The sequence below is a fragment of the Candidatus Shapirobacteria bacterium genome, from assembly GCA_041659325.1.
Lineage (GTDB): Bacteria > Patescibacteriota > Microgenomatia > UBA12405 > UBA12405 > JBAZYN01.
This window is the reverse complement of the sequence record JBAZYN010000002.1, coordinates 153,237-179,196: the sequence shown is the minus strand read 5'-3', so window position 1 is coordinate 179,196 and position 25,960 is coordinate 153,237. Positions and strand designations below refer to the sequence as shown.

The window sequence follows — 25,960 nt, the reverse complement described above, 5'->3', positions numbered from 1 at the left end:
TGTAATTTTTAGAGCGTTGAACGTGGCAACACATTCACAGCGAAAAAAATTATATTGAAAATTATTTCGTTTATTTGAGTTATTGTTTTTCATTTTGTTTTTTTGCCGAAACCAAAAAACCCTCCAGATCTTTTCTCCCCAACAGAAATTTCGTTCTCAATTTATGTCTGTCGGCTACATTCACCGCCGTTACCACCTTTTTCCCTTTAAGCCAAAAAGTCAACCCAATCACCGGCCTGTCTTTATGCTTTCCCAAAGATGATCGATAATGCCGATAATACAACACCCTTTCGTCAGACAATAATCCCAAACTTTCCGCCAAACTTCTGTCAATCGAGCTTCTGAATGCTCCTGTATCAATCTTCGCTCTGACTTCTTTTACTAGCTTTTTGCCCTTCCCCAACTTAATTTTAATCATTTCCAAAGGTCCTACCGTTTTTGCTTTCTCCTTTTCTTCTACTTTTTCAAAAAAACTCTCTCCAAACAAATACTTTGCCAAAGTTATTCCGTGATCCACACTCCGGACATCCATCCCTTCAATCTTTTCAATTCTCGATTTCAGCCCTGCCTTATTACACAACTGAATTGACAGTCCCGGTCTAGCATTTACCTCCAAAATCATCGGCCCTTTTTCCTTATCAAGCACGATATCCACTCCTATAAATCCAAGTCCCTCAATCGACATTTGTACTTTTATCGCCGTCTCCAAAATCTCTCTCCAAAAAGGGATCTTAATCCCGTTAACTTTTCTTTTCCGTTTTTTCCCATAGTCATAAATCTTTTCAATCTGCCCCCCCTTGCCCTCAATCCCGAATGTTGTAATCCCGGTGGCCAAATCAATCCCGAGGCCTATCGCCCCTTGTTGCAGATTTGCCTTCCCTCCGCTTTTATCAGTCGGCACCCGCAGCATCGCCATCACTGGTACCCTATTGTAAACAATCACCCTCACATCCGGCGTCCCCGACCTGGTAATTGACAAAAATAATGGATGAATCTTTACTCTCTCCTCGACCAACACATAATCAGGCATCCCGTACAAGCTGTACCGTCCTCCCAAAATCTCCTGGCAATGTCGTTTTATATCTTTAGTATTAACCATCTCTCCGTTCATCTTTTGCCAATCTCCCGCCCACTTACCCCTTCTCCGGATTATCAGAATCCCCTCTCCTCCATACCCGGAAACCGGCTTAATCACAAAATTACCTTCTAGCTTTTCCCATTTAAACGCCGTCAGTTCTTCTTGATTTCTAAACCTGGCAATCAGCTTCGGTACCCCTACCCCCGATTTCATTAGAAGCCTCTTTGTTTTTAGCTTGCTATCGGCAACCATTCTCGCCCCGGCCGTATTCTTTCTCAAATACACCTTATTTCTCTCATTTTTTGTCAAAAACTGCTTGTACTCTTTCAAATTAAACATTTTTCTTTCTGATCGCCTTTTTAAATCTTTTTACCTCAGACAGTCTAATTCCGGTGTAGTTTCCTACCCCCAAATTTACTACCAGTACTATTAGTATTACCCATTCGGGGTTCAAAATTACCAATCTTTGCACTTCCGGAACGTTCATCGTCACCGCCCCAATGATTGCCAGCACCAACGTCCCAACTGCTAATCTCTGGGCTTCATTTCTACTCTTCACCAATTGTGTCCGCACAAATTCCTCACACAGCATTATCATAAATAGTACCGGAAATATCGAAATATTACTGATATCGATTATCTGTACCGAAGAAGAAATCAGCATCAGCCCAAAGGTCCCCACCGAAATCAACAATAAATTAATCGATCTCGCCGGCCAAAAGTGAAGTTTTAGTTTCCGCAAAGCCAGTCCTCCAAAAATTGATATCATCAAAATCATCGCAAACAACAATAGTCCCCCTATAATCCCTGTTGCCAAAAATGTCACTGCAATCATTGTCGGCATAAAAATCCCATACCCTGAAAGTCCAAACACATAATGCAGTACCGACACCAATGTCGCCACCAACGGTAGCAACAGCAGCATCACAATCAAATTGGGTTCGATTCCCTTATCTATAGCCATCCGAACCATTGTTTTCCCAAAATTCAAAAATCCAAATCCCGAGTTTTCCTGTAATTGCACCGACTCCAGTAAATATCCGTTACCGGATGCCGCCTGTATCGGTAAACACCCGAAAGCCAAAAACAAACTCAGCGCCAACACCGGAGCAAAAACACCAAAACAAATATATTTTCTCATGTTTTAGGGGGAAATTATAAATTAATATAAGGGATAAATTGTGGCGTATTATAACATCATTTTTCCCATTCAATACAGAAAAATTATATCAATAATCCTTGCAGTCAGTATCACCAAACAGTATAATTAGTTCATGAATCGCTTGCTAGCTGCTGTAGACATAAAAGATACCCCCCTTGGTGGGGGCAATACCCTCGGCGGAAGCTATCCGACTTTTAGCGTAATTGTCAATATCATTCTGAAAAACTCCATCACTATCGCCGGAACCGTCCTCCTCGGCCTTTTGATTTTCGGCGGTGTTACCTATATAATTGGTGCAGGTAATGGTGACCCAAAAAAAGCTGCCCAGGGGCAACAAGCCATAACTAGCTCGTTTATCGGATTCGGAGTAGTCGTTTTTGCCTATTCCATCATCCAAATCATACAAGTTATTACCGGACTTGAAATCCTTAATCCACTTTTTTAAACCCTCAATCGTCCAAGCCGCCGTTGACCCCGGAGGCGGTGGCAGCCCCATCATCGGCACCATCAAGCCCCCCATAGACGGCAACCCTTACTTTGAAGAAGGCGGTATTTTTCTTTTAATTGGCAACATCTTTAAACTTGCCGGCACCATCGGCGGTCTTTTCTTTATCATCCAGGTAATATTGGCCGGCTACGAATATATCACCGCCGGCGGTGATTCCAAAAAAACCGAAGCTGCCTGGGCAAAAATCTGGCAAAGTATCCTGGGGATTATCATCATTGCCTCTGCCTTCACCCTCGCCGGTGTTATTGAGCGTATTACCGGCATACCCATTCTTACTCCAAACGTCTATGGCCCTAATGACTAGACTTCTCGCCATCGCTTACGATCCCTATGTCGGCCCGGGAATAGTACCCAAGGATGGCACCCAAGCCACCACTAATCTCGAAAATACCGTCAGCGTTGTTCTTGGCATGCTTTCCGTTGTTGCCTTAATTTATTTTACTATCCAAACCGTCTTCGCCGGCTATGCCTTTATGTCCTCCAAAGGCGACGAGAAAAAACTCGAAGAAGCTCGCCACAAAATCACCAACGGCATTCTCGGTATCGCTATCGTTATTTTTGCCGTCGGCCTCGGCTCTCTTCTGGGCAAAATTCTAGGACTCGAAAACATCTTCAATCTGGACACGTTACTAAACGATCTTCATCTATAGATCATATGATAAATTTTCAACTCGTCAAACCGGCCTATGCCGTCATTTGCAACAAGCTCCTAAATCCCGACTGCGGCAGCTCAGTTCAGGTCAGTGACCCTATAGGTTATTTCGACCGCATTGTCCGGGGGATACTTTCTGTTTTTATGCTTGTCGCCGTTCTCTATTTTATTTGGCATTTCTTAATGGGTTCCTACCACTACATTGACTCAAGCGGTGACCCTAAAAAAATCGAAGAAGCCCAAAAACAACTCACCTATGCCCTAGTCGGGTTAATTGCCTCCTTCTCGGTTTTTGCCATCTTAAAAGTTATTGGTATTGTTTTCGGCATCACTTCTCTTCAAACTTTATCTCTTCCCGTACCAACTCTTTGATTTTAATTTGCAAACTGATACAATATTCTAAATAAATTATCAATTAATGTAAAAATAGAACAAAAACATATGTTCACCAAAATAAAAAACAAAATCACCTATGCCGTGATTGCCGCTCCCTTATACGCTGCAGACGACGGTAAAATTACTGTCGGCCCCCAAGAAGGATCTCAGTGGGGCGATCTTCAGGCTCTCACCGTCGGCAGAATTGTCTCCGGAGCCATCAGCCTGGTCATGCTTGTAGTTGCTTTAGTTTTCTTCTTTATTCTTATCATGGGTGGTCTCAAGTGGGTAACTTCCGAGGGTGACGAGAAAAAAGTCGCCGCTGCCCGTGCCCAAATCACCAATGGTCTGATTGGTCTGGCTATCGTCTTTGCCGCTTTCGCCATCATGAGACTAATCAACGTCATCTTTGGTGTCGATATCCTCAACCTCGAAATCAAAGCCTGGTAATTTGCTCTTAGTTGAAATTCAAAACCTCTCCCGACAAAATCGGGGGAGGTTTTTGTTTTCCCTGCCCCCCACCAAAATGTTATAATCACATATGTTAATCGCGTTTCTCATGTTATTTTTATTCCATCCTTCCACTATTCTCGCCCAAACTACTCAGGAATGGGCCACCAAAGACGCCCGCTGTGTTGGTAGCGGAGACTTCACTGATGTCGCCACTATTCAAGGGCTAGAGTGTCTCTTCTACAATGTCCTCCAGGTAATCGTTTTCTTCGCCGGTCTGGCTTTTTTCTACATGTTTATCTCCGGCGGCTACAATTATCTTTTCTCCGGCGGCGATTCCAAAAAAATCGCCTCCGCTTCCTCCACTCTTACCATGGCCATCCTCGGTCTGGTTGGTGTCATTGGTTCCTGGCTCATTCTCAGTCTTATTGAAAAATTTACCGGAGTCGCCATCACCAAGTTCCTCATCCCCGGCTAAATCCCAATTGTTATAATTACTTGTGTTCAAACGTCTCTTCGGATTATTGACTCTGTTTTTCTTATTAAATAGCTCTCCTGCCTTCGCCGGCTCTCCTGGAATCAATCTTATCAATGACCCAGCAAGTGCCAATTGGGTCGCCGATCCGGCCGTCAAAAACTGGATGACCATCATCCCCGAAACCCCCGAAGGTTTGGCCCGCTTTGAAAATATTTCCGCCTCAAATGTCGTCATCCGCATCCACGCCAACTGGACCAATATTGGCAAAAAAATGCTTAGCGACGATGCCAGCCAAACCCAAGCCGCCAACGATTGGTGCCGAGTCATAAATTCTTACGCTCCGGGCAAAACCGTCTACATCGAACCCTTCAACGAACTTGAACAGGATTACGAAAGAGAAACTTTAAGCGGCATAATCAGTCTTGATGCCGCCATTGAACGAGCCCATAGCTTTATTACCAAATTACAATCCTGTCTGACCAGAGGGCCAATTATCTCTCCTGCCCTGGACCCTCAAAACGCCAATTTCCCCAAAACCAGTGCTGCTTTCGGCCCCAGCTTTTCCATCATCTCCTATCACCCTTATCGGGAAGATACCGCCAAAAATTACAGCTCGGGTCCTCTTGCCGGCAAACAGTTTATTTTTACCGAAGTTGGCGTCGACAACGGCGGAGTTATTTACGACGATTGCGAATTTATCAAATTCTTTTGCGGTAAAGGTATTACTGCTTTCTGGCAGGGCCAAGGCGATATCCTTGCCTATACCCTCTTTACCTTCTCCCCCGGAAACTATGCCGGTAGTTGGCGGCTCACCAATCCCAAAGTTACCGATGCTCTCAAGGCCAATTGCCCCGACGACATCATCGAGAACTGTGCTATCGATCCCGATGCTACCATCTACAATCCCAATACATCCTGGGGTTATCCCCCCCCCATTGACCTAAAAGAGGCCGTCCGAGGCGTCCCAAACGAAGCCGACCCCCGACACCCCGAAGATAAGGCATCTAAATTTTATTCAAATTCTAACGAAATAAATTTTTCCACATGTACCTACAAAGTTTCTGCCAGTGAAACTATTAACCCCAAAGTTGCCAGTGTCGGCGTTTCCGGCGCCGGAAATACCTATCAAAGACAGGAAGTAAACGATATCGAACAAATCAAAAATGAAAGGAAGACTAACCCAAGCCCTAGAAATAGCTCTATCCATCTCGCCAAACAACAGCCTCCGGATTTCAACGCCACCCCCGAACAGCTCAACGATAGATTTCTAAACTACGGCAACCAGGGGGACAATGCTACTGTCCGATACATGACCGAAGACGATAAGTTATACCTCAAAGGAATCTTTATCGAAGATGCCTGCCGCTCCCTGGATGGTCTCCACGATGTTATTTCCACCGACGAACAACTTGCCTGGAGTTGCCCCGACGGCCCCAAAAACCTTTTTCCCAAACCCTCAGATGCCTCCTGCCGTCCCGTCACGGTATGTGAAGTCGGTTGGAATTATTACAAAAGGGGTATAAATACCTCTTACGAAAAGCCGGTAAATTATACCCTCAAAAAAATCCCTCTTCCTGGGGACGTCGTTGCCATCATGCTTCACCAATTCGAAGGCGGCGGTTATCAATCAATCTTTGGAAAAAGTTTCTCCCCCCTCTCCGACAGCGCTTATGATACCCTTTACCGGCAGATGCCCATAGTTCCCCGTGGTTCGATAAACACCCAAGTTTTAATCAAAGACGATGAAACCGGCGAAGAAACCAAAAAAGATCGGACCATCCCCCTTGGTTCTGTTCTCTCAAGCCTTCAGGTTTCATACGCTCTTGGAATTTTTAATCCTCAGGAAGATCATGCCTCTTTTCAAACCGAACCCAGTGAATGGGTTTGTACCAAATATCGCCCCGGCGATCCTTCTGTTGACAAGCCCACTCCCCTTACCCTCTGGATAAAAATTCTCCAATTTTTCGGCGTGGTCGAAAATGAGGCAAAAACTTTTTCCGGCGAAAAGGAGGTCACCCTCATTCTCCCCGCTAGCTTGGTCGACAATCTGAAAACCGATACTGGTTACCTCAAGCTCGGCCTTCCTGCCGAAGATCAGGAAAAATATGAATTGGATAAATCCCCTAATTCCAGTACCGGTAAAGAGGAAATCACCCGCGATTTTGGCCAGAAAGACGTCGCTGCCCGCAACCTCTTCGATCTTTACATGAAACCTGAAGATTGGAAAAAAGTAAATACAGATCAACCTTTATAATTTCATGCTAAAATATTTTATGAACATCAAAGCCACCCTTAATTGGCTAAACCGTCGCGAGCATCGGATAATCCCCAAAATTTCTCCCGTCCTAAAATTCCTTATAATCGCCTTTCTTCTCATTGGCAGCTCCATTTTAACTACCAAAATCAAAGCCCAAGAAGTCTCCTATCTCGAAAAAAAACAGGATGCTCGTGATGCCGGCGGCAACAATGAACGTTGGACCATGGAAAGCCTCGGCAGTATTTCAACCGGAGTAATCGAAGGTATGGTCGATAAAATCCCGGAAGGCATTTTCAAAGGCGAGGAAACCAGTTATATCCCGGGTGGCATGGTCGGTTCCATAAACCGCATGACTGCTTCCCTCTATATCCCCCAGGCATCCGGAATTCAATATATTGCTCAGCTCAAAAATAATCTCTTGGGAAAACCGGCCTATGCTCAGGGAGTCGGTATCGGTTTCAATGGTCTTCAGCCCATTCTCCCACTTTGGCGAGGTTTCCGAAATGTTGTCTATTTAATTTCCTCATTCCTATTTGTGATTATCGGCATTATGATCATGCTCCGGGTCAAAATCAGCCCCCAAGCCGTAATTACCATTCAAAGCGCCATTCCCCAGGTAATAATTACTCTCATCCTGGTTACTTTCTCCTATGCCATTGCCGGCCTAATAATCGACCTTTCAATCTTCCTCCAGTCTTTCGGTCTCGCTGTTCTTTATCAGGCTACAGGAAAAACTAATCTAGACGACAATCTAATTGACCAAAATTTTTTTGGCGGTATTCTAAAAGCCCTGGGTCTCAAGGAAGGTTGGACTTTCAAGCTTTTTTCCGAAGCGGGATTGGCCACTGTCGGCGACCTCATGCTCCGCATGGCCCCCAAGGCCTCTCTGGCCGCCCTGGGTGGCGTAATCGGAGCCATAGTTGGTGGATTAGCCGGACCGGCAGGAGCCTTAACAGGAGGAACCATCGGAGCTGTTTTCATGCTTTTGGTTATCGTCATTGCCGTCATGATCTGGCAAGTCAAATTTTATTTCGGCTTAGTCAAATGTTACGTCACCATTCTTTTCCAAATTATTACCGCTCCTTTTGTCATCGGCATAGGTGCTTTTCCCAATGTGAAAACAGGATTTTCCACCTGGTTACTCCAACTAGTCGCCAACATTTCCGTTTTCCCTATTTCCCTATTGTTTTTAGTTTTAGCCAACATAATCATTGACAATACCAGACACGAATACGGTATCTGGAAGCCTCAACTTTTAGAATCAGGTGGACTAGTGGGATTCATGGTAAATCTTGCCACCATCCCCTCCGGTGGTCTTTTACCCGTCGCTGTTGGTCTTGCTAGCCTTATGCTTCTTTCCAAGCTCCCCGATATGATCCCTCAGTATATTTTTATGATTAAACCATCTCCGTGGGGAGTGGCTATTGGTGAAAGCACAAACTTAAGCAAAAACCCAATTGCAAGATTCGGAAAATCCTTTATAGGTAATAAAGCTGCCACTAGTATTGCAGATCCTAAGACCGGTGCTTCAAGAGGAATTGTCGGCGGATTAATTGAAGGAACTCTCGGCCCAGGAAGCGCTCAGGCGGCTTCGGATGCAATCAGAAATGTCGCAAAATAAAAAACTCTATCTACTTTCTACCTAACCACCTGGCCACCCCCTTCTTTATTCCAGATTGCCCGGCCTCATTTGCCATTCTATACCCGGCTACTCTCCGATTTAATATCCCCATTCTTGATTTATCAATCCCAAAAAAGCGTCTCAGCCTTTCTCTCTCTAGAATATTTGTCCCAGCTACCAAACGAGTAATCTCTGAACCACCCAACAAATAGTCGTTTGTTAAATCAGGTCCGGGCTGAGTCATCCTTAAAAAAGGTCCTTCAAAAGGCCAAACTCCAGTGGACCCGCCTATCGCCATTGCTACTAATTCAGTTGTAACAACGGACGTTCCATTCTCACGTAACGCTCTTGTATCGTTAAATAACTCCTCCCTCCATTTCGTTGTCACATTATCAACTTCATTAATAGTCCTAAATTCAAGTGGTGCTTTTCCTGTCATATATAAAAACATCCCCCCCGCCGCCTTGATTTGATCTTTTCTCCAGTCAAAATATATATCTTTATCCACGTCATTCAAAACCACCCTTCTTCTTTGATATAGGGCCTCTCCCATCTTCACCATAACACCTCCTTCTGTCTTCACCTTTTGATCAAAAAAGGATCCTGCAAGAAGTCTTGGAATAATACCTAACCTCTCCGCTTCGCTTTGCATAGCTGCTCTGTTTCCACCCGCCACTGCCATTAGATATTCTCCCCACGGACCCCCCCACAACTCTTTTCCTAATTTTGCATGAAATTTCGTTTCCGGCCTCTGTATTACCCGTACAGCATCAGACTCCCAGCCCAATATCCGTTTCGTATCTGCCAGTGAAAAAACCCCGCCCATTTCCATAATATTCATTGCTGTTGCCACTGCCAACTCTGCTGATTCGAGACTTCTAAAACCAAAAGCGCTATTGCCAAACAAGTTAGCCGCCATACCCTTTTTGTAAGCAACCTCATCATCAACAAGCCTCTGAACACTCCTCGAATAATCTCCGTTGGGTTCCGACGAAAATACATAAACCCGGCTTGTTTCAGTTGCATAATAATAACTGCCGTCGCGGTTTTGTTTGGGAACTTCAACCGGAGAAGTTTCCATGGGCACCATTAGATCTCTCATAATTTCTCCGCATACCAGATTCAACTTCAATGCCCTGTGTTCAAATAAATACTTCAATGTCTTCTCTGGCAATCCCTGCATACTCAAGATCTTCTTACCAACCATTTCTACAGAAGTACCATATTCAGAATCATTTCTCTTGTTATAAACTGCCACGAAAAACTTTTCCGTAATCCCCAAAAGCTTTCTCCAGTCCTCAACCGAAATGGGCTTTATCCATTCAGGAGGTTTATATTCCCACATCTGCGGACCCCTTTCTCTAGGAGCTGAAATTCCCAAAAATGAATCTAAAAGCTCTCTTAAAGACACTTCTCTTACTGCCTCTTGCAATTCACCCTGTGCTTTTTGATAAGCTGCCAAGTCTCTAAAATAATCTTCTTCAGCCTCATCTCTTGGAACAACCATAGGCTCTCCGCCTCTCACCCTATCTCCCATCGCCCTCCCCACCCCTTCCGCCACCTGATCTGCAATATTACCTCCTACCACACCCCCCCCCATCGCCTCTGCTTCTGCCCCCAAATAAGCCGACACCCTCATCATTTCTTCATCACTCCTTACGTCCAAGTCTTCCAAATTCGATAACTTCACAATCGCCTCTCCCAAATTTAAAGCCAATTGTTTTTTTCCGACCTCACCCGCCGCCTTCAAACCTCTTCCTCGACTATCCAATTTATCCAGTATTGCCCTGATATCTAAATTATGAATTTCTAAATTTCTCACCCTTTCTCCAATTCCCTTCAATGGTCTCGGCAGCTGATCCTCAATTTTCTCAACCGAGCCTTCTTCCAACGCCGTCCTCAATCCATCATTATCTCCATATTTTATGGCAATATATGCCGCATCCGCCAAAATATCCAAACGCCTCTCCGCCAGATCCCTGTTTACTGTTCGCTGGGGATCTCTGCTTGCCTCAACTAATCCTTGGGCTGTATCACACCTCCACTCCCCTGGCGCCGCCAAACCATTTACCACGCTTATCAGCTCTGCATCCCTCCTCCTCGCCACTACCCCCCCTTGTAGATTTAAAGCATTATTAATCCTTTGTGCCACCCCATCTATCTGCTGCATTCTCTGCTGATCACCAATATCTGTCCCCCAAAAGGCTTTTTCTCTGTATAAATCAGGGATCTTTTCTATCATGCCAAAATTATAACACTATTCAATTTCTATCCCCTATTTTGTTTCTGTATAATATAGACACTATGAACAATCCCGTTTCCATCACTCCGGGCATCGACGCCATCGACCTCCATGTCCGCTCTTACCGTTCCGCCCTCAAAGGCACTCTCGAAATCACCATCAACTCTCTATCCAACTCTCAGCTAAAAATGAGGCCCATACTTCACCCAAACGGCGAAGACCCCCAAATTTTTGATACCGCCGCTTTTGTCTACTCAGTCTTCCGCCTGCCGGAAGAAATAGACCGTTCTCGAAAAGTTATAGTCGGCCAAACCCCGGGGGTTTTCAAAAACGCCGGCTTCCCCAACGTTGATTCCTGGCAAAAAATTTACACCCCCGGCCGCCGCCGCACCACTCATTTCAACCCCAACAGTCGCATTTTTGCCTCCTTTGCCGCCTCCATCTCCGACGTTGATGATCTTACTAATCTTCTTATCGCCTACCAAACCGAATGGAACAAGCTCCACACCATCCTTCACTCCAAATACAAAACTTATCTCTCTTTAAAAAAAGATCTAAAAAACAACCATCTTTTGGAAAACATCAATATCTCTACTTCAGACTGGCAAAGTTTCGTCAAGGCCTTAGGCCCAAAATGGCCTATCCGCCTCAAAAGAATTTACAAAAATATCCTCAACCTTCGCATCCAGCTTCTGGCCGGGTCCTGGGTTGACTATGCCAAAACCACCCAAAAATGGTGGAAAAACGTTGCTACCACCGTTTCTCCGAAATTTCACATATCCCGGCAAAAAATTTATTTCATCTCTAGCAACACCCATAGCATCATAAATCTCTTTACAGGCTTTGTCCTAAAAAACAAAAATCTCATCCTAGACTCTCTAAAGAAGGACCTCCCCGAACTCTACAAATATTGGGATCAAATAAAAAACCACCAGTACTTTATCGACCCAAATGACTTTTTGTACTTTGCCTCAAAATTCTATCTCTCCCTGCCTGAATTCAACAAAGATTATCTAAAATATCAGGAAAAACTTGGCGTCATCACCATAAAAAGCTCCCATTTTCTCGACATCAATACCCAAATCTTTCCAGTAAAAAATCTCCTCAAATCACCCCATCTCGACAATCGCCTGAAAATCACCAAACCCTCAAAACTAGCCGATTCCCCGGCCATTATCTTCAACATTGATTACCCCCTAGGTTTTGCCGCTTACCACGTTTTGAGCGAAATTCTGGAAAATGTCAATCGTATAAACGGAGTCTATATCCTCGGCAAAGCCGCTGTCCTAAACAGCGAAGTTGGCGACATTCAAATCCCCCGCATGGTTTTTGATGAGCATACCCAAAATTCTTATATGTTCAAAAACTGTTTTAATTCTTTCTTTCCCTTTACCAACAACCAGGGCTCCATTCTTACCAATCAAAAATCCGTCTCCGTCCTGGGAACCTTCTTGGAAAACGAAGCTCTCCTCCAAAAATATTCCGAAAACAATTTAACTGTTATCGAGATGGAATCAGGCCCATATTTAAATGCCATCACCGAAGCCACCTACGATCAGCAAACGCCCAAAAACACCATAATCGATCTCAACAATGCTCCCTTTGATGTCGGTATAATCAACTACGCCTCGGACACTCCCTATTCAAAGGCCAAAAATCTTGGCAACCATCATCTCCGCCTCGACGGCGCTGAGCCGGTTTACCTCGGCTCTCTCGCCATTCTTCAGCGAATAATCAATCTTGAAGAATCGACCACCTAACCTCCGCCTGAAATGCTATCTTTAATTATGTTTGATGTTTTTGTTGGTCTTTTTTTAATTGCTTTGTTAGCCCTAATCAAAAAATCACAACAACGTGATCGAACCACGCCCGATGGTGCTCCCTTTGTTCCTCTGGAACCCCTGGTCGTTGACCATATTATGGATTTGGCCAAAATTCAACCCGGAGAAATATTTTACGACTTAGGCTCCGGTGACGGTCGCTTGGTTATTGCCGCCGCTTTGCGTGGTGCCAAGGCCTATGGCATTGAAATTGATCCTTTTCGTGTCTGGTATTCCCGTCTTTGTATTTTTATTTTTGGTCTCTCCCATCGAGCCCATATTATCCAAAAAAGCTTTTTTGAAATTGACCTATCAAAGGCCAATATTATCACTACCTATCTCCTCCAGGAAACCAACGATAAATTGTATCCCAAGCTAATCAAGGAAATAAAAACCGGCACTCGTCTGGTTAGTGCTGCTTTCAATTTTCCTAAACTTAAACCGGTCAAAATTGATCCCCGTGGGCCCATTTATGGTCCTCTTTTTCTCTACCACTACAAGCCAAGAAAAACTTCTATCTCTTCATAAAATCCTCAAATTCATCCTGGTTTAAACTCTCTTTTTCCACCAATACTTTAGCGAGTGACTCAAGCTTCTCTTTCTTACCACTCAAAATCTTTTTTGCCCTCTCATAGGCCGTAGTTATCAGTTTATTAATCTCCTCATCCACCTTTGTCTGCATCCCGTCCGAAATTTTGGATGGTTCCATCCACATTTTCCCATAATCATTTGCATCCACCAGTGGGCCAAGGCTCACCGGCCCCAAATCCGACATTCCCCATTCAATCACCATATTCCTGGCAATATTGGTCGCATGAGAGATGTCTGAAGATGCCCCGGTGGTAATATCTCCAAAAGTCAGCTCTTCTGCTGCCCGCCCCCCCATTGCCATTGCCATTAATTTTACTAATCTCGATTTTGTTTCGTGAACTATATCCTTCTTTGGCGGAATCAGGGTAAATCCCAACGCCATCCCTCGTGAGACTATCGAAATCCTGTGAACCGGGTCCAGCTCCTCCACATAGTTAACAATTGCATGTCCGGCCTCATGATAAGCCGTCATTTTTTTATCTTCATCGGTCTGTGCCCTTCTTTTTTCTGACCCCAATTTTACCTTCAATGCCGCTTCTTCAATATCTCCCATGTCAATTTTTTCTTTGTTTTCTCTGGCCGCCTTAATTGCTGATTCATTTAACATATTTTCCAAATCCGCTCCACTAAAACCAACCGTCCTTCTTGCCACCCTATCCCAATCTATTTCATCAACAAAGGGCTTTTTTCTTGCGTGTATTTTTATAATTTCTTTTCTTGCCTCAATATCCGGCATTTCCAATATTACTCTTCTGTCAAATCTTCCCGGCCTCAATAGTGCCGGGTCCAACAGATCTCCTCGATTTGTAGCCGCCAAAACCACCACGGCCGTATTTGCCTCAAATCCATCCATCTCTACCAAAATTTGGTTCAAGGTCTGCTCTCTCTCTCCGTGTCCCCCCTCCAAGCCTCCTCTGGCCCGGCCAATCGCATCAATTTCATCAATAAAAATAATCGCCTTACCGGCTTTTTTCGCCGTCCCAAACAAATCGCGCACCCTGGATGCTCCCACCCCAACCAACATCTCCATAAATTCCGAGCCCGCCATTGAGTAAAATGGTACGTTCGCTTCACCCGCCACCGCCTTGGCCAAAAGCGTCTTCCCGACTCCTGATGGCCCTACTAGCAAAACTCCTTTTGGTGCTCTGGCTCCCATTTTCAAATATTTCTCCGGATGTTTAAGAAAATCCACCACTTCTTCCAAATCTTTTTTTGCTTCTTCCACCCCTGCCACATCTTTAAACGTCAAATTTTGTTTTCCTTTTATAAAAAGTTTGGCGGTTGACTTTCCAAATCCAAAAACCCCGCCCGCTCCTCCCCCGGCTTGTCTAGAAAAAAGCCAAAAAATCAAAATCAGCGGTAAACCCACCGTCAAAAGTAATCCAAATATTTCCCCCAAAAGCTTCCACCCTTTTTGGTTTTCTATTTGTATTTTGACCTGTGAAATATCTACTCCCTCCCTTTGCAACATTTCCACCGCCGAAGCACCGGGTTCCTTCGATACCACCAACACCCTGCTGATTGCCCCGTCTTTTATTTCCGAATCAGTCTGTTTAAGTTTTACCAAAATTTCATTATCTACCACCGTTATTTCCTCCGCCTCACCCTTTTTTATTGCCGCCACCGCCTCCGACAGGGGAGCTTTTACAATCTCTTCCGGATTCAAAATCTGAAATATCGCCGAAAACAGCCAAAAAGCCAAAACCAAATATAACATCCATCTCAAAATCTGTTTTGGCCCGATTTCAATTCGCTTTATTCTTACTCCCGGCGGCAACTTATCCAATACCTCCTTAGAAATTCCCAAATCTTCCAAATTTTTCCCACTCTTCTTGTCATCCTTTTTTTGCTGCCCGTCGGCTTTTTTCCCTTCACCCACCCCTATCAGTTTTTTTATTTTATCAACCAAAGATTTTTCCTTAACCATAGCTTCGATTATATCATTAGCGCCGCCCAGGTTTCTTCACTCCTTTATCACAGTATCCCTCTCTCCGCTCATAGACTAAACGTTTCTTATCAAGTCTAAAAGTTTCTCTCTATTATCGTCCTTGCCCTTCCCTCGGCCGCCATAACCTCCGGCGTCGGCGGCTCTCACCCAAAATTCATGCCCACACTTCTGGCATCTATAATTTATCCGGAATTTCCCTTTTTCGTAACTTGTTTCCGTAGGTTCCATCCCGCCGCCGCACTTACTGGCTCTGTCTCCGGGCAGTACCTCATCCACATGCTTCCCCCACAAACATTTCGGGCAATGATCCGTATACCCATCCCCCGTGACCTTCTCCCCGCACCGCTCACACACAAAATCTTCTTTTTTTCTTATAAAATTCCTCATACCAGATTATATCTCTCAATCCCTCTAAATCTCCCTTTGACAAGGGAGACTTTATAATAAAGTATGAAAAAAGTTGTAATCGAAGCGTTAAACCCACTACATGGAAGTATTAATTACTTAAAAGAGTTAAGGGGTTTGTCAAGAAAAAACAGAAACAATCCAACAGAAGCCGAAGAAAAAATTTGGAGAGAATTACTAAGAAATAAAAAAACCGGTTTTACTTTTTTAAGACAAAAACCCATTAATCGATTTGTTATTGACTTCTATTGTTCAGAATTAAATTTGGCCATTGAAATTGATGGTAATTCCCATGATAAAAAAATAGGTTACGATCAATCCAGAGATAAATTTCTAAAACAGATAGGAATAAACACTATTCGCTTTACTAACGATCAAATTCTATTCCGAATTAATCAAGTTAAAAACATTTTAAATCTCTCCCTTGTCAAAGGGAGAAGCGGCAAAGCCGAGAGGGATTAAAGCTTAGAAGCCTCCCTTGCCTGCCCACCTTCGGAGGGTCAAAGGGAGAAACATCCGGCCACCGCCGGACGTGAGGGATTGATTTTATCTCCCCAGTTCCACCCCCATTTTTATATCCATATCCAATTTTGTGTTAAACAAAAGTTTATTATTAACCATATTCGCCGCCGGCTGCACTTGTATCGGCTGCCATCCTAAAGGAAAAGAAACCAACGACACAAATCCCGTATCACCGTACCCAGACTGTTTCTGGATATACCCAAGGTACGAGAATTTATCCTTTATCCCCAAATCAATTTTACTTACGTATCTAATCTCTACAGTTCTTTTCTGCCCCACCGGTACCGGCACTAAAAATCCTATTTCTTTTTTATTATAAATTTGTGATATCTTCATCTCCCCTGCCCCCACCACCGATTTCTTTCCTGGTTGTGCCGAATCCGAAATACTCACCTCCGCCAGATTCGTATCTTGTGGTATATAAACCCTCAAATAATTTTTATAATCCCCACCCGGCCAACTTTTATTTTTCGCCGTGTTCTCGTAGTTAATTTTCAGCACCCTGCTGATGGCCATTTGGGTAATATCAACCGTCTGCTCAATCCCTCTGTATATATAATAATTGGCCTTGTTCACTCCAAAGTTAGATTCTGACAAATACAAATAATCGGCATAACACCGGTCAGTCAGGCACTTTCCCTGGTATATCGCCCCGTCCCACCCCAAATCTGCCGCAATTTTCGCCGCCTGCTTTTCATGCATTACCAGTTGGATTTCGTTTTTATCAAACTGCTCTAATATTTGGAGATATAGCTCCAGCATCTTTTTCGAATCCAAATTCCTGATTTCTTCAAACAACTGTCTTCCCAGTCCCCCCAAAAAGCTAGCCTTCTGTTTAGAGCCGGGGAAAAACTTATTTTCTGCATAAAATTGAGCTTGTTCATATAGGTTGTCTTTACCTATTTTTTCACCAAAATCAACCACGTAGATCGGCCCGGTAACATCCAGTATCGCCTTGGCCACCGCCAAATTAATCCCTATCACCCCATCCACCTTTCTTCCCGTCTCCTTCTCCAAAAACCACTCAATATCCTTATTGGCATCCACAAAATCCACCTTCCAGTTAGAATCTCTCAAAAACCACCCCGCCTCCCCCAGGTACTGTTTAATTTCCGCCGGCGGTTCAACATGGCCTTTCAACTGTCCGTCTGCCTCATAAACGTCCCTTATATCCAGGTTAAGCAGTTTTCCCCCCTCAAAACTCAGCATCCCCCACGACCCGATAAACCCTCCGCCTGCCCGAAGCTCATTTTCGTTTTGAAACAGTACCAGGTATTCTCTCCTTTTTCCGTCACTTCCCAAAAACTCTTTCAAGATATTCAGTCCCTTCCTTGAAGTTCCTATTACCGATCTGGCCATGTTTAAGCTTTTAATCCCCTTCTGCACTTCCGGTCGGAATCGGGCTGGCAACCAGTTCCAGTCACCATTAAGCCTAGCCTGCAGCAACCCAATCTCAGTATCAACCTCCACCATGCCTTTATTTAGAACTTCAAGTTCACTTTCCCAGGAAATCTCTTTATCATCAAAAATCGCCCCGCTAACTTTTTCCATTGCTTCCGCTATCGGAATCGCCTTTTTCTCAATCACCAACACTCCCTCCTCTACCTTTAGCCCAGTCTGTAAATTCCTAAAAGTCTTCATCCTATTTAGCCCCCAATCATCGATCTGGTTGTCGATTTTTTTCAAACCGGCAATCGTCGTCTCTGCTTTTTTGTCAGCCTCAGCGTATTTTTCTTCCTCAATATATTCCCTGATTTTAGAGATATTTTTAATCCCGGCCACCACCTTTATCCCCCACCCGACCGGAATCGAAAACATCCCCAACCCCAAAATAATCATCACCAAAAATCCGATCTTTTTAAAGTTTATTATTCCTGTCCCGCCTTTTTTTTCTCTCGTTTTACTACTTTCAACCTGCCTGCCGATTAACCCACCGAGGCGGGCAGGCCCGTCTTTTAGCTCGTTTTTTATCTCTATCCTTTCCTCGTCCTCTTCTATCACTTCATCTCTCTCCAGTGGTGTGGTTTGGGTATATTGTTTTGCCAAAGATTTAATCTCTTCACTATAAATTATCTCCTCCTTCGCCTTTTTTTCCTCTTCTTTCTCTTTTGCCCTTTTAAATTCTTCCTCTATTTCCTTTTTGTATTTTTCTGCTTTCCTTTCTTCTGCCTCCCTACTCACCTCATTCTTTCTTACCGTCTCTTTTTTATCTTTTTCTAATTCGTAATTCGCCTGCCCGCCGGGGTGGGTAATTGGTAATTCGTAATTGGTTTTTTCCTCCTCCACCATCACCTCAAACCTCGATAAATTCTTCTCCTTTTTTATTTTCTGACTTTCAGACTTTTGGACTTTCAGACTTTTGGACTTATTGGCTTTCGACCCCTCTTTCATTTTTTTCCTGCTTTCTTCATCAATTACCGAAAAAAAATACTGCAAAGTTTCCACCACTCCCTCTCTAAATTCCACCCCGGGATGCCATCGTAATTTTCTCCAGTTCTCTTCTATCTCATACTTACCTGGAGTCTCAAACTTATAATCCTTCTGGACCACCTTAAACTTAGTCATCTTTGCCTCATCAATCAACACCTTTGCTACTTCCCCCGAGTCACTCTCATTGCCAAATATCACATATTCCTCCTTCTCGGTTCCCGATAAAAAGCTTGCCCTCAAAACCACTTCGGTCAAATCCACAATATTCAACAACCTGAACTTTGTTCCCAAAGCCGGCAAAACCAAATTTTCATTCTTCACCGCCCCCGACACCGCCTCAACTAAAAAATTAATTCCGGTCCTCCCTCCCCCATCATCTGCCATCCCCGGGCCATACACCCCCCGTGCATCTATTAGCCTCCAGTTAATATTCGCCCCAATCAAGTCGTTTTTTATTCTTTCCGCTTTTTTTTGGTCGTTAATGCATATCTCTGTTAATTTAGCCGAGTTCTTCAAAACTAAATCAAAAATATTTTTATCTCCCTCAAAATCAAAAACATAATTCACCTTCCCCTCATAATCCCCTCTCCCCGCCACCCACCTAAAATTATCATTTTCCTCTATCCCCGACACATATTCTCCCACTCCTACCACATATATATCTTTAAGCAGCAATTCCTTTACCAAAAACTTCGCTCCAAATTTTTCTATTCCATAAACTATTGCCACTGGCCCCGACGAATTCATAGTTAATATTCTAAATCAATTTTCTCCACATTAGTTCCCAAAAAGCGTGTTGCGGTAATATTTCGGTATATATGCGGTTATTAACAAGTTTATTTGTCATTACATCATAGATGCTTAGGTTTGGAATACGTAAGAACGTGAAAAAAACGTAATAACGTCATCTTCTTGTTCCCCTCCTTTCTTCAAAGGAGGGGATAGGGGTAGATTTTGAATTTCATCCCAAAAATTTCGTCCCAACAAAAATATATTGTAGGGATTAAAGAGAAAATATCGTTATTACGACAAACCAATTAGTACATCAAAAACACCCCGTCATTACCTTGCTGCAAGCTTCTCGCCACGACTCTATATCAAAAAGGCGGCCTTTCCGGCCGCCACACATTACAGATTACAGATTACCGATTACTAATTACCAATGTCCCTATCATCAAAATACTCCCCAAAGCTTCAGTCATTACCGTCACTCCCGCCGCTCCGTAAACTCCAAAACGCGGTATCGCCACCAGGTTGGCCACCACATTAAACACCAAAACTATCACCCCAAAAACTAGCATGGTTTTCTGTTTACCCCTGGATATTAGTGTAAACCCGGCCAAATGACCAAGGTATGAAAAAAACACCGCCCCTAGCAAATACCTCAAAATCACCGCCGATTCACCATACTCAGAACCCGCTAGTACCGCAACAATCCACGGCGCCAAAAAATACACACTCGTTATCACCACTCCCGCTCCCAAAACCAATAGCCCCAAAGAAACTCCCACTAATCTTTTTTTGCCACCCGCTACACTTTTCCCCGACAACAAAGGAAATATACTTCCGACAAAAAAGTATGCCGGTTGCAATAGAGTAGAGTATATTTTGTACGAAAGTCCGTACCAGGCTACTTCTCTTACCCCCACCATCCTCTCGATCATCATTGAGTCCACTGCCCGGTCATACGACGAAAAAATCAGAAGATACAACCCCATCGGCCAGGCCAAAATAAACATTTTTTTAACAAACCCAAAATCTATCGGTTTTATCTGCTTTCGGTCGATTACAAAAAACACCGCCTTTAACCCCAAAGCCAGACTGATAGCTCTTGACACCAACACACATCCAAACACCAAAAACAGGTTCAATGGCCCGGAAACAGAATACAGCAGTCCCAAAAACATTACCGGAAATATTGTTTCCGCCAACACTTTCACCCACATCTGCATCCGAGTCTGCCACACGACCTCTATACTTCCGGCCACCGAAGTAAACCAAATCATAAGAAGTGCCACCCCCGCTTCAAGTCTGATACCCGAAAAACCCCGCCAAAAAAACACCAACCCCAGTCCTGCCACAAACGCCGATCCTGTCAATAAAAGTCGTAGCCACATAATCTGAACCCATATTCGTCTTTTCTCATTCTCGCTCTCAGCGCCCGCCGCCTCCTTAATCCCGATAATCCTGGTTCCAAAATCAGCCAAAGAGTCAATTAAAACAAATACCGAGGTGATCAAAATATAATTTCCATACCCTTCCACTCCCAAACCCCTAGTCAACAAACCCGTTGTCAACAGGCTTACTCCAATCATTACTACCTTCCCCAACACCTGGACTACCGTATTTACAATCGGCTTCTTCATCATAATCTATTCTACTTTACAAAATAGCCATCACCACCACCAAAAACCAGGAATTTTGGGGTAGCGTTAGCCAATAGTGATCAAACATCCCCGTCACCAATATTGCCACCCAAATCATTTTCTGGGTTAAAGCCACTCTGCCCCGGTTCAATCCCGATAAAAACAAAAACACCCATATTAATCCAAAAAACCCAATTTCACTTAGTACCAGAAGTCCTATGTTATGAACCGGTTGCAACCAAAAATAGCTTTCACTTTTTTGCATCTCCGGTAGCCTTACAATAAAATTCCCCAACCCCACCCCAAATAGCGGATTGATCCGCACCATTCTCATTGCCGACATGTTCAAGCTGATTCTTTTGCTCAGACCCTCTTTATCCCAACCACCCAAAAAATCACTACTTCGATAATTCACACTCACCACCGCTACCAATAAAACAAAAATCCCGATCAGCGTTATCCCCACCCCCACCACCTTCTTTTTATCCCGTGACTGCAAATAAGTCACCGCCATTATTACCAACATAGTTAGAATCCACACCAGTCTACTTCCCGACACTACTATCCCCACTACCGCCATCCAGGTAATCGCCCACCAAAAAGTCCTGTTTATCTCCTTCTTTTTGCCAAACCAGATAATCAGACTAACCAACAAAAATCCCGCCAAACTATTCGGGTGTGAAAAAGTCCCATAGGCCCGAACCAATCCCTGTCCCAAAACCGAAATCTGCGCTACCCCCAAAGTTGTATAGGCAAATCTCCTTTCTCCCAAAAAATATGCCCAGCCATTTACACTCGATCCGATCAAAACCTGCCCTAACCCCAGTAAACTTTCCAGAATTACCCACCAGGGGATAGCTTTGGTCAAAAATTCCTCCACCCTTTTTCTATCCTTTCGAAAAACTACCCAGGTCAATACCAACTGTCCCAACCTAAACCACTTATAAACCGCCACCATCTGGTTTTTTGCTATCAAAATATTAACGGCCACAAACATCAAAAATATAAAAAATTTAAATGTAATTTTGGTCTCTATTTTTTTCCCACTCCAAACATAAAACCCAAACCAGCTCACCCACAACAGATCCAAAAAATATAAAACCGGCGAAAAATAATCGACCCTTATTCCCCACACATAGCTCCATTCCGGCCAAAAATGTTTCCCCAGTTGGGTTGGAATAAAAAGGATAAAAAGAAACAAAAACAACCTCTCACCCCAAAGCAAAAACCTCTTCACGCCCTATACTACCATGCCCATCAACCTATTATCGCTTTACGCCTTTTTAATCACCACATGTCTATCTTCGCCCTCGCCCTCGGATTCCGACACCACTCCCTCGATAGTTGAACACGACATATGGCAAATTCTTCTTTCATATGAACTCATATTAGCCAGTGCCACACTCCGGCCTGTCTCCAAAACTTTTTCCGCCAAGTTTTTCACCATCGATTCCAATCTGGTTTTTTGCTCCTCTCTGTAATTATTTACATCCAAAAGTACTCTCAGCCACTCGCCCAATTTACTTTTTACCATCAAAGACAACACTGTCTGAACCGCCGCCAAATTTCTTCCCCTAAAACCGATTAAACTTGCCGGATTTGCCACCGTTACTCCCACTAGTACCTGACCTTCTTCATCCTCAATATCTTCTACAAAGGCATTCTCTACCTCCAGGTTCATCTTGCCAAGTAATTCACAGGTAAGCTGCAAAATTGTTTCGTTTCGCTCTTTGTTATCCATAGTCGCTATTTTATCACGCTTTATTCACTCTGTTGGACACCATTTGTTGTACAAGCATTACCGCCGAATTTACAAACCAATATAACAAAATTCCCAAAGAAAAACCCCAACCTATAAACACTGTCATCAGGGGCATCATATAAGTCGACTGTGTTCTCATGGCCGACATCATATCATCTTCTTTATCCTTCGTTTTTTCAATTACCTCCTTGTCGGTTTCTGCCGCCGGCATCATCATTTTGGCGCTCAAAAACTGCAATAATCCCGATCCGATTAAAAGCACAAAGGGCAATATTAAACCCACTCCTATTCCATCTTTAAACAATTCTGAGGGAGTTTTAATCAAGCTCGATCCAAAAAAATCTATATTGAATTTAAAGCTATCGTCAATTTTAAATTGCTGCAACAAATGGTTATTAATCTGCTCCATACTGCCTTTTCCGGCCGAATACGAAGTAACCATATTAAAAGCCGAAAAAAATATCAGCAAAACTGCGATTTGCAAAATCTGCGGCAAACACCCTGATAGGGGATTTATCCCTTCCTGCTTATACAAATCCATTTGCGCCGTTGCCAATCCCTTCTTGTCACTCCCGTATTTCTCCTTAAGTCTATTTAGTTTTGGCTGCAAATCCCTCATTTTGTTTGCCGACTTTAAACTGGGCAAAACCAGGGGCAGCAAAAGCAATCTGATCAAAATTGTTACCACCACCACCGACCAACCCAAATTTCCAAATAGGTAATAAAACCCAAAAAGTGCGTTAACAAACGGTGCTGCAAAAATATTCATAATGCTCCTATTTTAACAGATCGATTCCGCCCTTTCCCCGGGGATTACATCTCACCACCCTCTTCCCCCCCAACCACAATCCCTTAACCACCCCATATTTTTCTACCGCTTCATATGTATATTCAGAGCAGCTAGGTATCATCCGGCAGATATACCCACGTGAAATATATCTCTTATAAAACCTCAATATTATTAGGATTAATTTCTTCATTTCTAATATATTACCGATTACCAATTACAGACCTGCCTGCCGACAGGTAGGTTACCAGTTACTAATTACTGGTTACAGATTACCAAATACTTTTCTTACCTCCCCCTCCACTTCCTCAAATTTTTTTCCAAGCAAGGTCTTTTTCGCCAAAAAAACCCCCCAAACTCCCACCTTTATTTTATCCATATTCATCCGTACCCCTTCTGCCAATAGCCTTTTTATCCTGTTTCTGTCAACCGCCCTCTTGGAAATCTTTTTGGAGATAATAAAACCAAATTTATTTCCATTCTCTGAGTTTAAGTAATTCAACCCAAACAAAGGGGACTGAATCATCCGTCCTCTCAACCTGACGTCCTGAAAATCCTTTTTTTTAGTCAACCTATCTTTTTTTTGGAGCACAAACTATTTTACTCTATTTTGCCAATCTCTTTCTTCCCGCTGATCTTCTTCTTTTAATTACATTTCTGCCGTCCTGAGTCGACATCTTTCTTAAAAACCCCTGTTTTCTTTTTGTGCTTTTTACTTTTTGTTTTCCTTCTATCATAAATCCTATCTTAACATATTTATCACCAATTACCGACCATCAATTACCAATTACTGATTACAGATTACTGATTACAATAATTAAATTTGAAGTTGATTTGACACATTGTTAATTGTGGAAAACTCCTTTATCATCATGTGGATAAGTCAACCATCCCCCTGGTGTAATGTTTATATTTTATCGATGATGTCGTTATTTTTTAACTATCAAAAAATTAATGCCGCCTCTTCACGAAATTGAGCGAATTTGGAAAAATGCAAGAGAAGAACTAAAGGTCGTCCTGGCTCCGGCCGTCTACCAAACCTTTGTTGCCAAAACTCAGCTCATTGCCCTAAAAGAAAATCAGGCTACCATCGCTTGCCCCAACACCTATCTTGTTGATATCAACAAAAAAAGATACTACGATCTCTTCAAAAGCGCCCTGGATAATCAAACAAAAACCAAAAACTCTCTTGATTTTATTCTTCAGGAACCAATTTTAAATAGCGACGTCCTCGCCAACTCTCCCTTGTTCAACTACGGTTCTCAAAAAAACCGTTCCCCTCTCTCCAATCTTCATCCGAAATATACCTTTGAAAATCTGGTTGTCGGCAACAGCAATAATTTTGCCTACGCCGCCGCCCAGGGGATCATAAAAAATCCGGGTCTGGCCTACAATCCGTTTTTTATTTGGGGTGGAGTCGGGGTAGGCAAGACTCATTTAATGCAGGCTATAGGCCACGAGCTCTTAAAAAAAGACCCCGACTTAAAAGTCAAATATTTTCCCGCCGAAACTTTTGGCAATGAGCTAATAAGCGCCCTCAAGTCCAAAGACATGAACAAGTTCAAAGACAAATATCGAAACCTTGATTGTATTCTGGTCGACGACATTCAGTTTTTGGCCGGAAAAGAATATATCCAGGAAGAATTTTTTCACACTTTCAACGCCCTCCATATGGCCGGAAAACAAGTCGTATTAACCTCCGACCGTAAACCCGCCGACATTGACAAAATCGAAGACCGACTTGTCTCCCGTTTTATGGGCGGTCTGACCGTCGACATCCAACTGCCCGATTTCGAAATGCGTGCCGCCATCATCAAACAAAAAGCTGAAGAAAAGGGGATAAAAATCGATTCCGATGCCGTTAATTTTATGGCCGACAGCATCACCTCAAACATTAGAGATATCGAAGGTAAGCTTCAGGAAATCATTATTCAATCTATCTCCCAAAAAATAGACGAAATCGATCTTGAATTTGTTCAAAATTATTTTTCACCTCAATCCCACAACTCCTCCTCCCTCACCAGAAATGACATCACTCCCCGGCATATTATCTCTGTTTGTGCCAAACATTTCGGCATAAAAACCGGCGACCTTTGTGGTTCCAGTCGCAAAAAAGACCTGGTCACTGCCCGCCACTTAACCGCTTTCCTTTTAATCACCGAAATCAACCTGCCTCTCGAAGAAGTTGGCCGGCTTTTAGGTGGTCGGGATCACACCAGTATTATGCATGCCCGGGACAAAATCCACACCGACTTATCCACTAATCCACAAACCCGTTCGGTTATCAACCAAATCAAGTCCGCTTTTTAGTCCGTCTCTGGTTTTCCACATTTTGCCCCCACTTATCCACATTATTATCCACAACTTTTCTTCCCCTTTTCCCCCGAAGTTTACCCAAACCTAAACCGCCCTTATAAGACGCCACCCCCGTTTTTATCAACATCGTCCGTAAATTTCAAACTTATAAACCTTTTTCCTAGCTTGCCTCAGACTGTTTCTTCACTTA

General features: G+C 43.4%; 25 protein-coding genes. 12 read left to right on the top strand and 13 right to left on the bottom strand.

Going from position 1 to position 25,960, the window contains the following annotated elements; all coding sequences use genetic code 11:
• Positions 1 to 79: 79 nt before the first annotated feature.
• Positions 80 to 1,408, bottom strand: coding sequence for a sugar-transfer associated ATP-grasp domain-containing protein (locus WC841_04100; GenBank protein MFA5828510.1), 1,329 nt, complete (start codon positions 1,406 to 1,408; stop codon positions 80 to 82).
• 1 nt (position 1,409) lies between these two features.
• A complete protein-coding gene (locus tag WC841_04095; protein ID MFA5828509.1) occupies positions 1,410 to 2,219 on the bottom strand; it encodes a 7TM domain-containing protein in 810 nt (269 codons plus the stop codon).
• A gap of 133 nt (positions 2,220 to 2,352) precedes the next feature.
• On the opposite strand from WC841_04095, the gene WC841_04090 reads away from it, so the two are divergent.
• The 8 genes from WC841_04090 to WC841_04055 all read left to right on the top strand — a co-directional run bounded on the left by WC841_04090 (position 2,353) and on the right by WC841_04055 (position 8,581).
• A complete protein-coding gene (locus WC841_04090; protein MFA5828508.1) occupies positions 2,353 to 2,685 on the top strand; it encodes a hypothetical protein in 333 nt (110 codons plus the stop codon).
• Positions 2,660 to 3,052, top strand: a complete 393-nt coding sequence (locus tag WC841_04085) for a pilin (protein MFA5828507.1) — start codon at positions 2,660 to 2,662, stop codon at positions 3,050 to 3,052. Before WC841_04090 ends, WC841_04085 begins: the two co-directional genes overlap by 26 nt.
• On the top strand, positions 3,045 to 3,398 hold the full coding sequence (locus WC841_04080; GenBank protein ID MFA5828506.1) for a hypothetical protein: 354 nt from the start codon (positions 3,045 to 3,047) through the stop codon (positions 3,396 to 3,398). The genes WC841_04085 and WC841_04080 overlap by 8 nt, the downstream gene beginning before the upstream one ends.
• Before the next feature lie 5 nt (positions 3,399 to 3,403).
• Positions 3,404 to 3,772 carry a hypothetical protein gene (locus tag WC841_04075; GenBank protein MFA5828505.1) on the top strand — a complete coding sequence of 123 codons (369 nt, stop codon included), beginning with the start codon at positions 3,404 to 3,406 and terminating at the stop codon, positions 3,770 to 3,772.
• Between the two features lie 69 nt (positions 3,773 to 3,841).
• Entirely contained in the window at positions 3,842 to 4,225 is a 384-nt protein-coding gene (locus WC841_04070; protein ID MFA5828504.1) for a hypothetical protein, read from the top strand.
• A 91-nt stretch (positions 4,226 to 4,316) separates the two neighbouring features.
• On the top strand, positions 4,317 to 4,703 hold the full coding sequence (locus WC841_04065) for a hypothetical protein (GenBank protein MFA5828503.1): 387 nt from the start codon (positions 4,317 to 4,319) through the stop codon (positions 4,701 to 4,703).
• Between the two features lie 22 nt (positions 4,704 to 4,725).
• Entirely contained in the window at positions 4,726 to 6,957 is a 2,232-nt protein-coding gene (locus WC841_04060) for a hypothetical protein (protein MFA5828502.1), read from the top strand.
• Positions 6,958 to 6,976: 19 nt separating this feature from the next.
• Positions 6,977 to 8,581, top strand: coding sequence for a hypothetical protein (locus WC841_04055; protein MFA5828501.1), 1,605 nt, complete (start codon positions 6,977 to 6,979; stop codon positions 8,579 to 8,581).
• A 10-nt stretch (positions 8,582 to 8,591) separates the two neighbouring features.
• Here the strand turns inward: WC841_04055 and WC841_04050 are convergent, their stop codons facing one another.
• Positions 8,592 to 10,823 (bottom strand): hypothetical protein, encoded by a 2,232-nt coding sequence (locus tag WC841_04050; protein ID MFA5828500.1) that lies wholly within the window; start codon positions 10,821 to 10,823, stop codon positions 8,592 to 8,594.
• A gap of 62 nt (positions 10,824 to 10,885) precedes the next feature.
• Between WC841_04050 and WC841_04045 the strand changes: the two genes are divergently transcribed.
• Positions 10,886 to 12,583, top strand: a complete 1,698-nt coding sequence (locus WC841_04045) for a hypothetical protein (GenBank protein ID MFA5828499.1) — start codon at positions 10,886 to 10,888, stop codon at positions 12,581 to 12,583.
• Between the two features lie 12 nt (positions 12,584 to 12,595).
• Positions 12,596 to 13,171, top strand: a complete 576-nt coding sequence (locus WC841_04040; GenBank protein ID MFA5828498.1) for a 50S ribosomal protein L11 methyltransferase — start codon at positions 12,596 to 12,598, stop codon at positions 13,169 to 13,171.
• Here WC841_04040 and ftsH read toward each other — a convergent pair.
• Together ftsH and WC841_04030 are read right to left on the bottom strand one after the other, a co-directional pair.
• Entirely contained in the window at positions 13,158 to 15,161 is a 2,004-nt protein-coding gene (gene ftsH, locus WC841_04035) for an ATP-dependent zinc metalloprotease FtsH (protein ID MFA5828497.1), read from the bottom strand. The two genes, WC841_04040 and ftsH, sit on opposite strands and share 14 nt — an antisense overlap.
• Before the next feature lie 75 nt (positions 15,162 to 15,236).
• A complete protein-coding gene (locus tag WC841_04030) occupies positions 15,237 to 15,569 on the bottom strand; it encodes an RNHCP domain-containing protein (protein MFA5828496.1) in 333 nt (110 codons plus the stop codon).
• Positions 15,570 to 15,632: 63 nt separating this feature from the next.
• On the opposite strand from WC841_04030, the gene WC841_04025 reads away from it, so the two are divergent.
• Positions 15,633 to 16,049 carry an endonuclease domain-containing protein gene (locus tag WC841_04025; protein ID MFA5828495.1) on the top strand — a complete coding sequence of 139 codons (417 nt, stop codon included), beginning with the start codon at positions 15,633 to 15,635 and terminating at the stop codon, positions 16,047 to 16,049.
• An 84-nt stretch (positions 16,050 to 16,133) separates the two neighbouring features.
• Here WC841_04025 and WC841_04020 read toward each other — a convergent pair whose 3' ends face one another.
• The 8 genes from WC841_04020 to WC841_03985 form a co-directional block, all read right to left on the bottom strand.
• Positions 16,134 to 19,286 carry a DUF4012 domain-containing protein gene (locus WC841_04020; GenBank protein MFA5828494.1) on the bottom strand — a complete coding sequence of 1,051 codons (3,153 nt, stop codon included), beginning with the start codon at positions 19,284 to 19,286 and terminating at the stop codon, positions 16,134 to 16,136.
• A 395-nt stretch (positions 19,287 to 19,681) separates the two neighbouring features.
• Positions 19,682 to 20,908 carry an oligosaccharide flippase family protein gene (locus WC841_04015; GenBank protein ID MFA5828493.1) on the bottom strand — a complete coding sequence of 409 codons (1,227 nt, stop codon included), beginning with the start codon at positions 20,906 to 20,908 and terminating at the stop codon, positions 19,682 to 19,684.
• A 13-nt stretch (positions 20,909 to 20,921) separates the two neighbouring features.
• Complete coding sequence (locus WC841_04010; protein MFA5828492.1) at positions 20,922 to 22,142, bottom strand: O-antigen ligase family protein; 1,221 nt, start codon at positions 22,140 to 22,142, stop codon at positions 20,922 to 20,924.
• 36 nt (positions 22,143 to 22,178) lie between these two features.
• Positions 22,179 to 22,646 (bottom strand): R3H domain-containing nucleic acid-binding protein, encoded by a 468-nt coding sequence (locus tag WC841_04005; protein ID MFA5828491.1) that lies wholly within the window; start codon positions 22,644 to 22,646, stop codon positions 22,179 to 22,181.
• 13 nt (positions 22,647 to 22,659) lie between these two features.
• Positions 22,660 to 23,436 (bottom strand): YidC/Oxa1 family membrane protein insertase, encoded by a 777-nt coding sequence (locus WC841_04000; GenBank protein MFA5828490.1) that lies wholly within the window; start codon positions 23,434 to 23,436, stop codon positions 22,660 to 22,662.
• 7 nt (positions 23,437 to 23,443) lie between these two features.
• Entirely contained in the window at positions 23,444 to 23,647 is a 204-nt protein-coding gene (gene yidD / locus WC841_03995; protein MFA5828489.1) for a membrane protein insertion efficiency factor YidD, read from the bottom strand.
• 72 nt (positions 23,648 to 23,719) lie between these two features.
• The gene (gene rnpA / locus WC841_03990; GenBank protein MFA5828488.1) at positions 23,720 to 24,046 is read right to left on the bottom strand and encodes a ribonuclease P protein component; all 327 of its coding nucleotides are present in this window, start codon (positions 24,044 to 24,046) and stop codon (positions 23,720 to 23,722) included.
• Between the two features lie 13 nt (positions 24,047 to 24,059).
• Positions 24,060 to 24,191, bottom strand: coding sequence for a bL34 family ribosomal protein (locus tag WC841_03985; GenBank protein MFA5828487.1), 132 nt, complete (start codon positions 24,189 to 24,191; stop codon positions 24,060 to 24,062).
• Positions 24,192 to 24,408: 217 nt separating this feature from the next.
• On the opposite strand from WC841_03985, the gene dnaA reads away from it, so the two are divergent.
• The gene (gene dnaA / locus WC841_03980; protein ID MFA5828486.1) at positions 24,409 to 25,764 is read left to right on the top strand and encodes a chromosomal replication initiator protein DnaA; all 1,356 of its coding nucleotides are present in this window, start codon (positions 24,409 to 24,411) and stop codon (positions 25,762 to 25,764) included.
• The last annotated feature ends 196 nt before the right edge of the window (positions 25,765 to 25,960 follow it).

What these genes read in the sequence shown, in the direction of transcription:
- WC841_04000 (MFA5828490.1), bottom strand. Translation starts at nt 23,436, where the DNA reads ATGAATATTTTTGCAGCACCGTTTGTTAACGCACTTTTTGGGTTTTAT.
- WC841_04015 (MFA5828493.1), bottom strand. Translation starts at nt 20,908, where the DNA reads ATGATGAAGAAGCCGATTGTAAATACGGTAGTCCAGGTGTTGGGGAAG.
- WC841_04050 (MFA5828500.1), bottom strand. Translation starts at nt 10,823, where the DNA reads ATGATAGAAAAGATCCCTGATTTATACAGAGAAAAAGCCTTTTGGGGG.
- WC841_04090 (MFA5828508.1), top strand. Translation starts at nt 2,353, where the DNA reads ATGAATCGCTTGCTAGCTGCTGTAGACATAAAAGATACCCCCCTTGGT.
- WC841_04055 (MFA5828501.1), top strand. Translation starts at nt 6,977, where the DNA reads ATGAACATCAAAGCCACCCTTAATTGGCTAAACCGTCGCGAGCATCGG.
- yidD (MFA5828489.1), bottom strand. Translation starts at nt 23,647, where the DNA reads ATGAAGAAATTAATCCTAATAATATTGAGGTTTTATAAGAGATATATT.
- WC841_04040 (MFA5828498.1), top strand. Translation starts at nt 12,596, where the DNA reads ATGCTATCTTTAATTATGTTTGATGTTTTTGTTGGTCTTTTTTTAATT.
- WC841_04095 (MFA5828509.1), bottom strand. Translation starts at nt 2,219, where the DNA reads ATGAGAAAATATATTTGTTTTGGTGTTTTTGCTCCGGTGTTGGCGCTG.
- WC841_04020 (MFA5828494.1), bottom strand. Translation starts at nt 19,286, where the DNA reads ATGAATTCGTCGGGGCCAGTGGCAATAGTTTATGGAATAGAAAAATTT.
- WC841_04005 (MFA5828491.1), bottom strand. Translation starts at nt 22,646, where the DNA reads ATGGATAACAAAGAGCGAAACGAAACAATTTTGCAGCTTACCTGTGAA.
- WC841_03985 (MFA5828487.1), bottom strand. Translation starts at nt 24,191, where the DNA reads ATGATAGAAGGAAAACAAAAAGTAAAAAGCACAAAAAGAAAACAGGGG.
- WC841_04065 (MFA5828503.1), top strand. Translation starts at nt 4,317, where the DNA reads ATGTTAATCGCGTTTCTCATGTTATTTTTATTCCATCCTTCCACTATT.
- WC841_04075 (MFA5828505.1), top strand. Translation starts at nt 3,404, where the DNA reads ATGATAAATTTTCAACTCGTCAAACCGGCCTATGCCGTCATTTGCAAC.
- dnaA (MFA5828486.1), top strand. Translation starts at nt 24,409, where the DNA reads ATGCCGCCTCTTCACGAAATTGAGCGAATTTGGAAAAATGCAAGAGAA.
- WC841_04025 (MFA5828495.1), top strand. Translation starts at nt 15,633, where the DNA reads ATGAAAAAAGTTGTAATCGAAGCGTTAAACCCACTACATGGAAGTATT.
- ftsH (MFA5828497.1), bottom strand. Translation starts at nt 15,161, where the DNA reads ATGGTTAAGGAAAAATCTTTGGTTGATAAAATAAAAAAACTGATAGGG.
- WC841_04045 (MFA5828499.1), top strand. Translation starts at nt 10,886, where the DNA reads ATGAACAATCCCGTTTCCATCACTCCGGGCATCGACGCCATCGACCTC.
- WC841_04080 (MFA5828506.1), top strand. Translation starts at nt 3,045, where the DNA reads ATGACTAGACTTCTCGCCATCGCTTACGATCCCTATGTCGGCCCGGGA.
- WC841_04030 (MFA5828496.1), bottom strand. Translation starts at nt 15,569, where the DNA reads ATGAGGAATTTTATAAGAAAAAAAGAAGATTTTGTGTGTGAGCGGTGC.
- WC841_04070 (MFA5828504.1), top strand. Translation starts at nt 3,842, where the DNA reads ATGTTCACCAAAATAAAAAACAAAATCACCTATGCCGTGATTGCCGCT.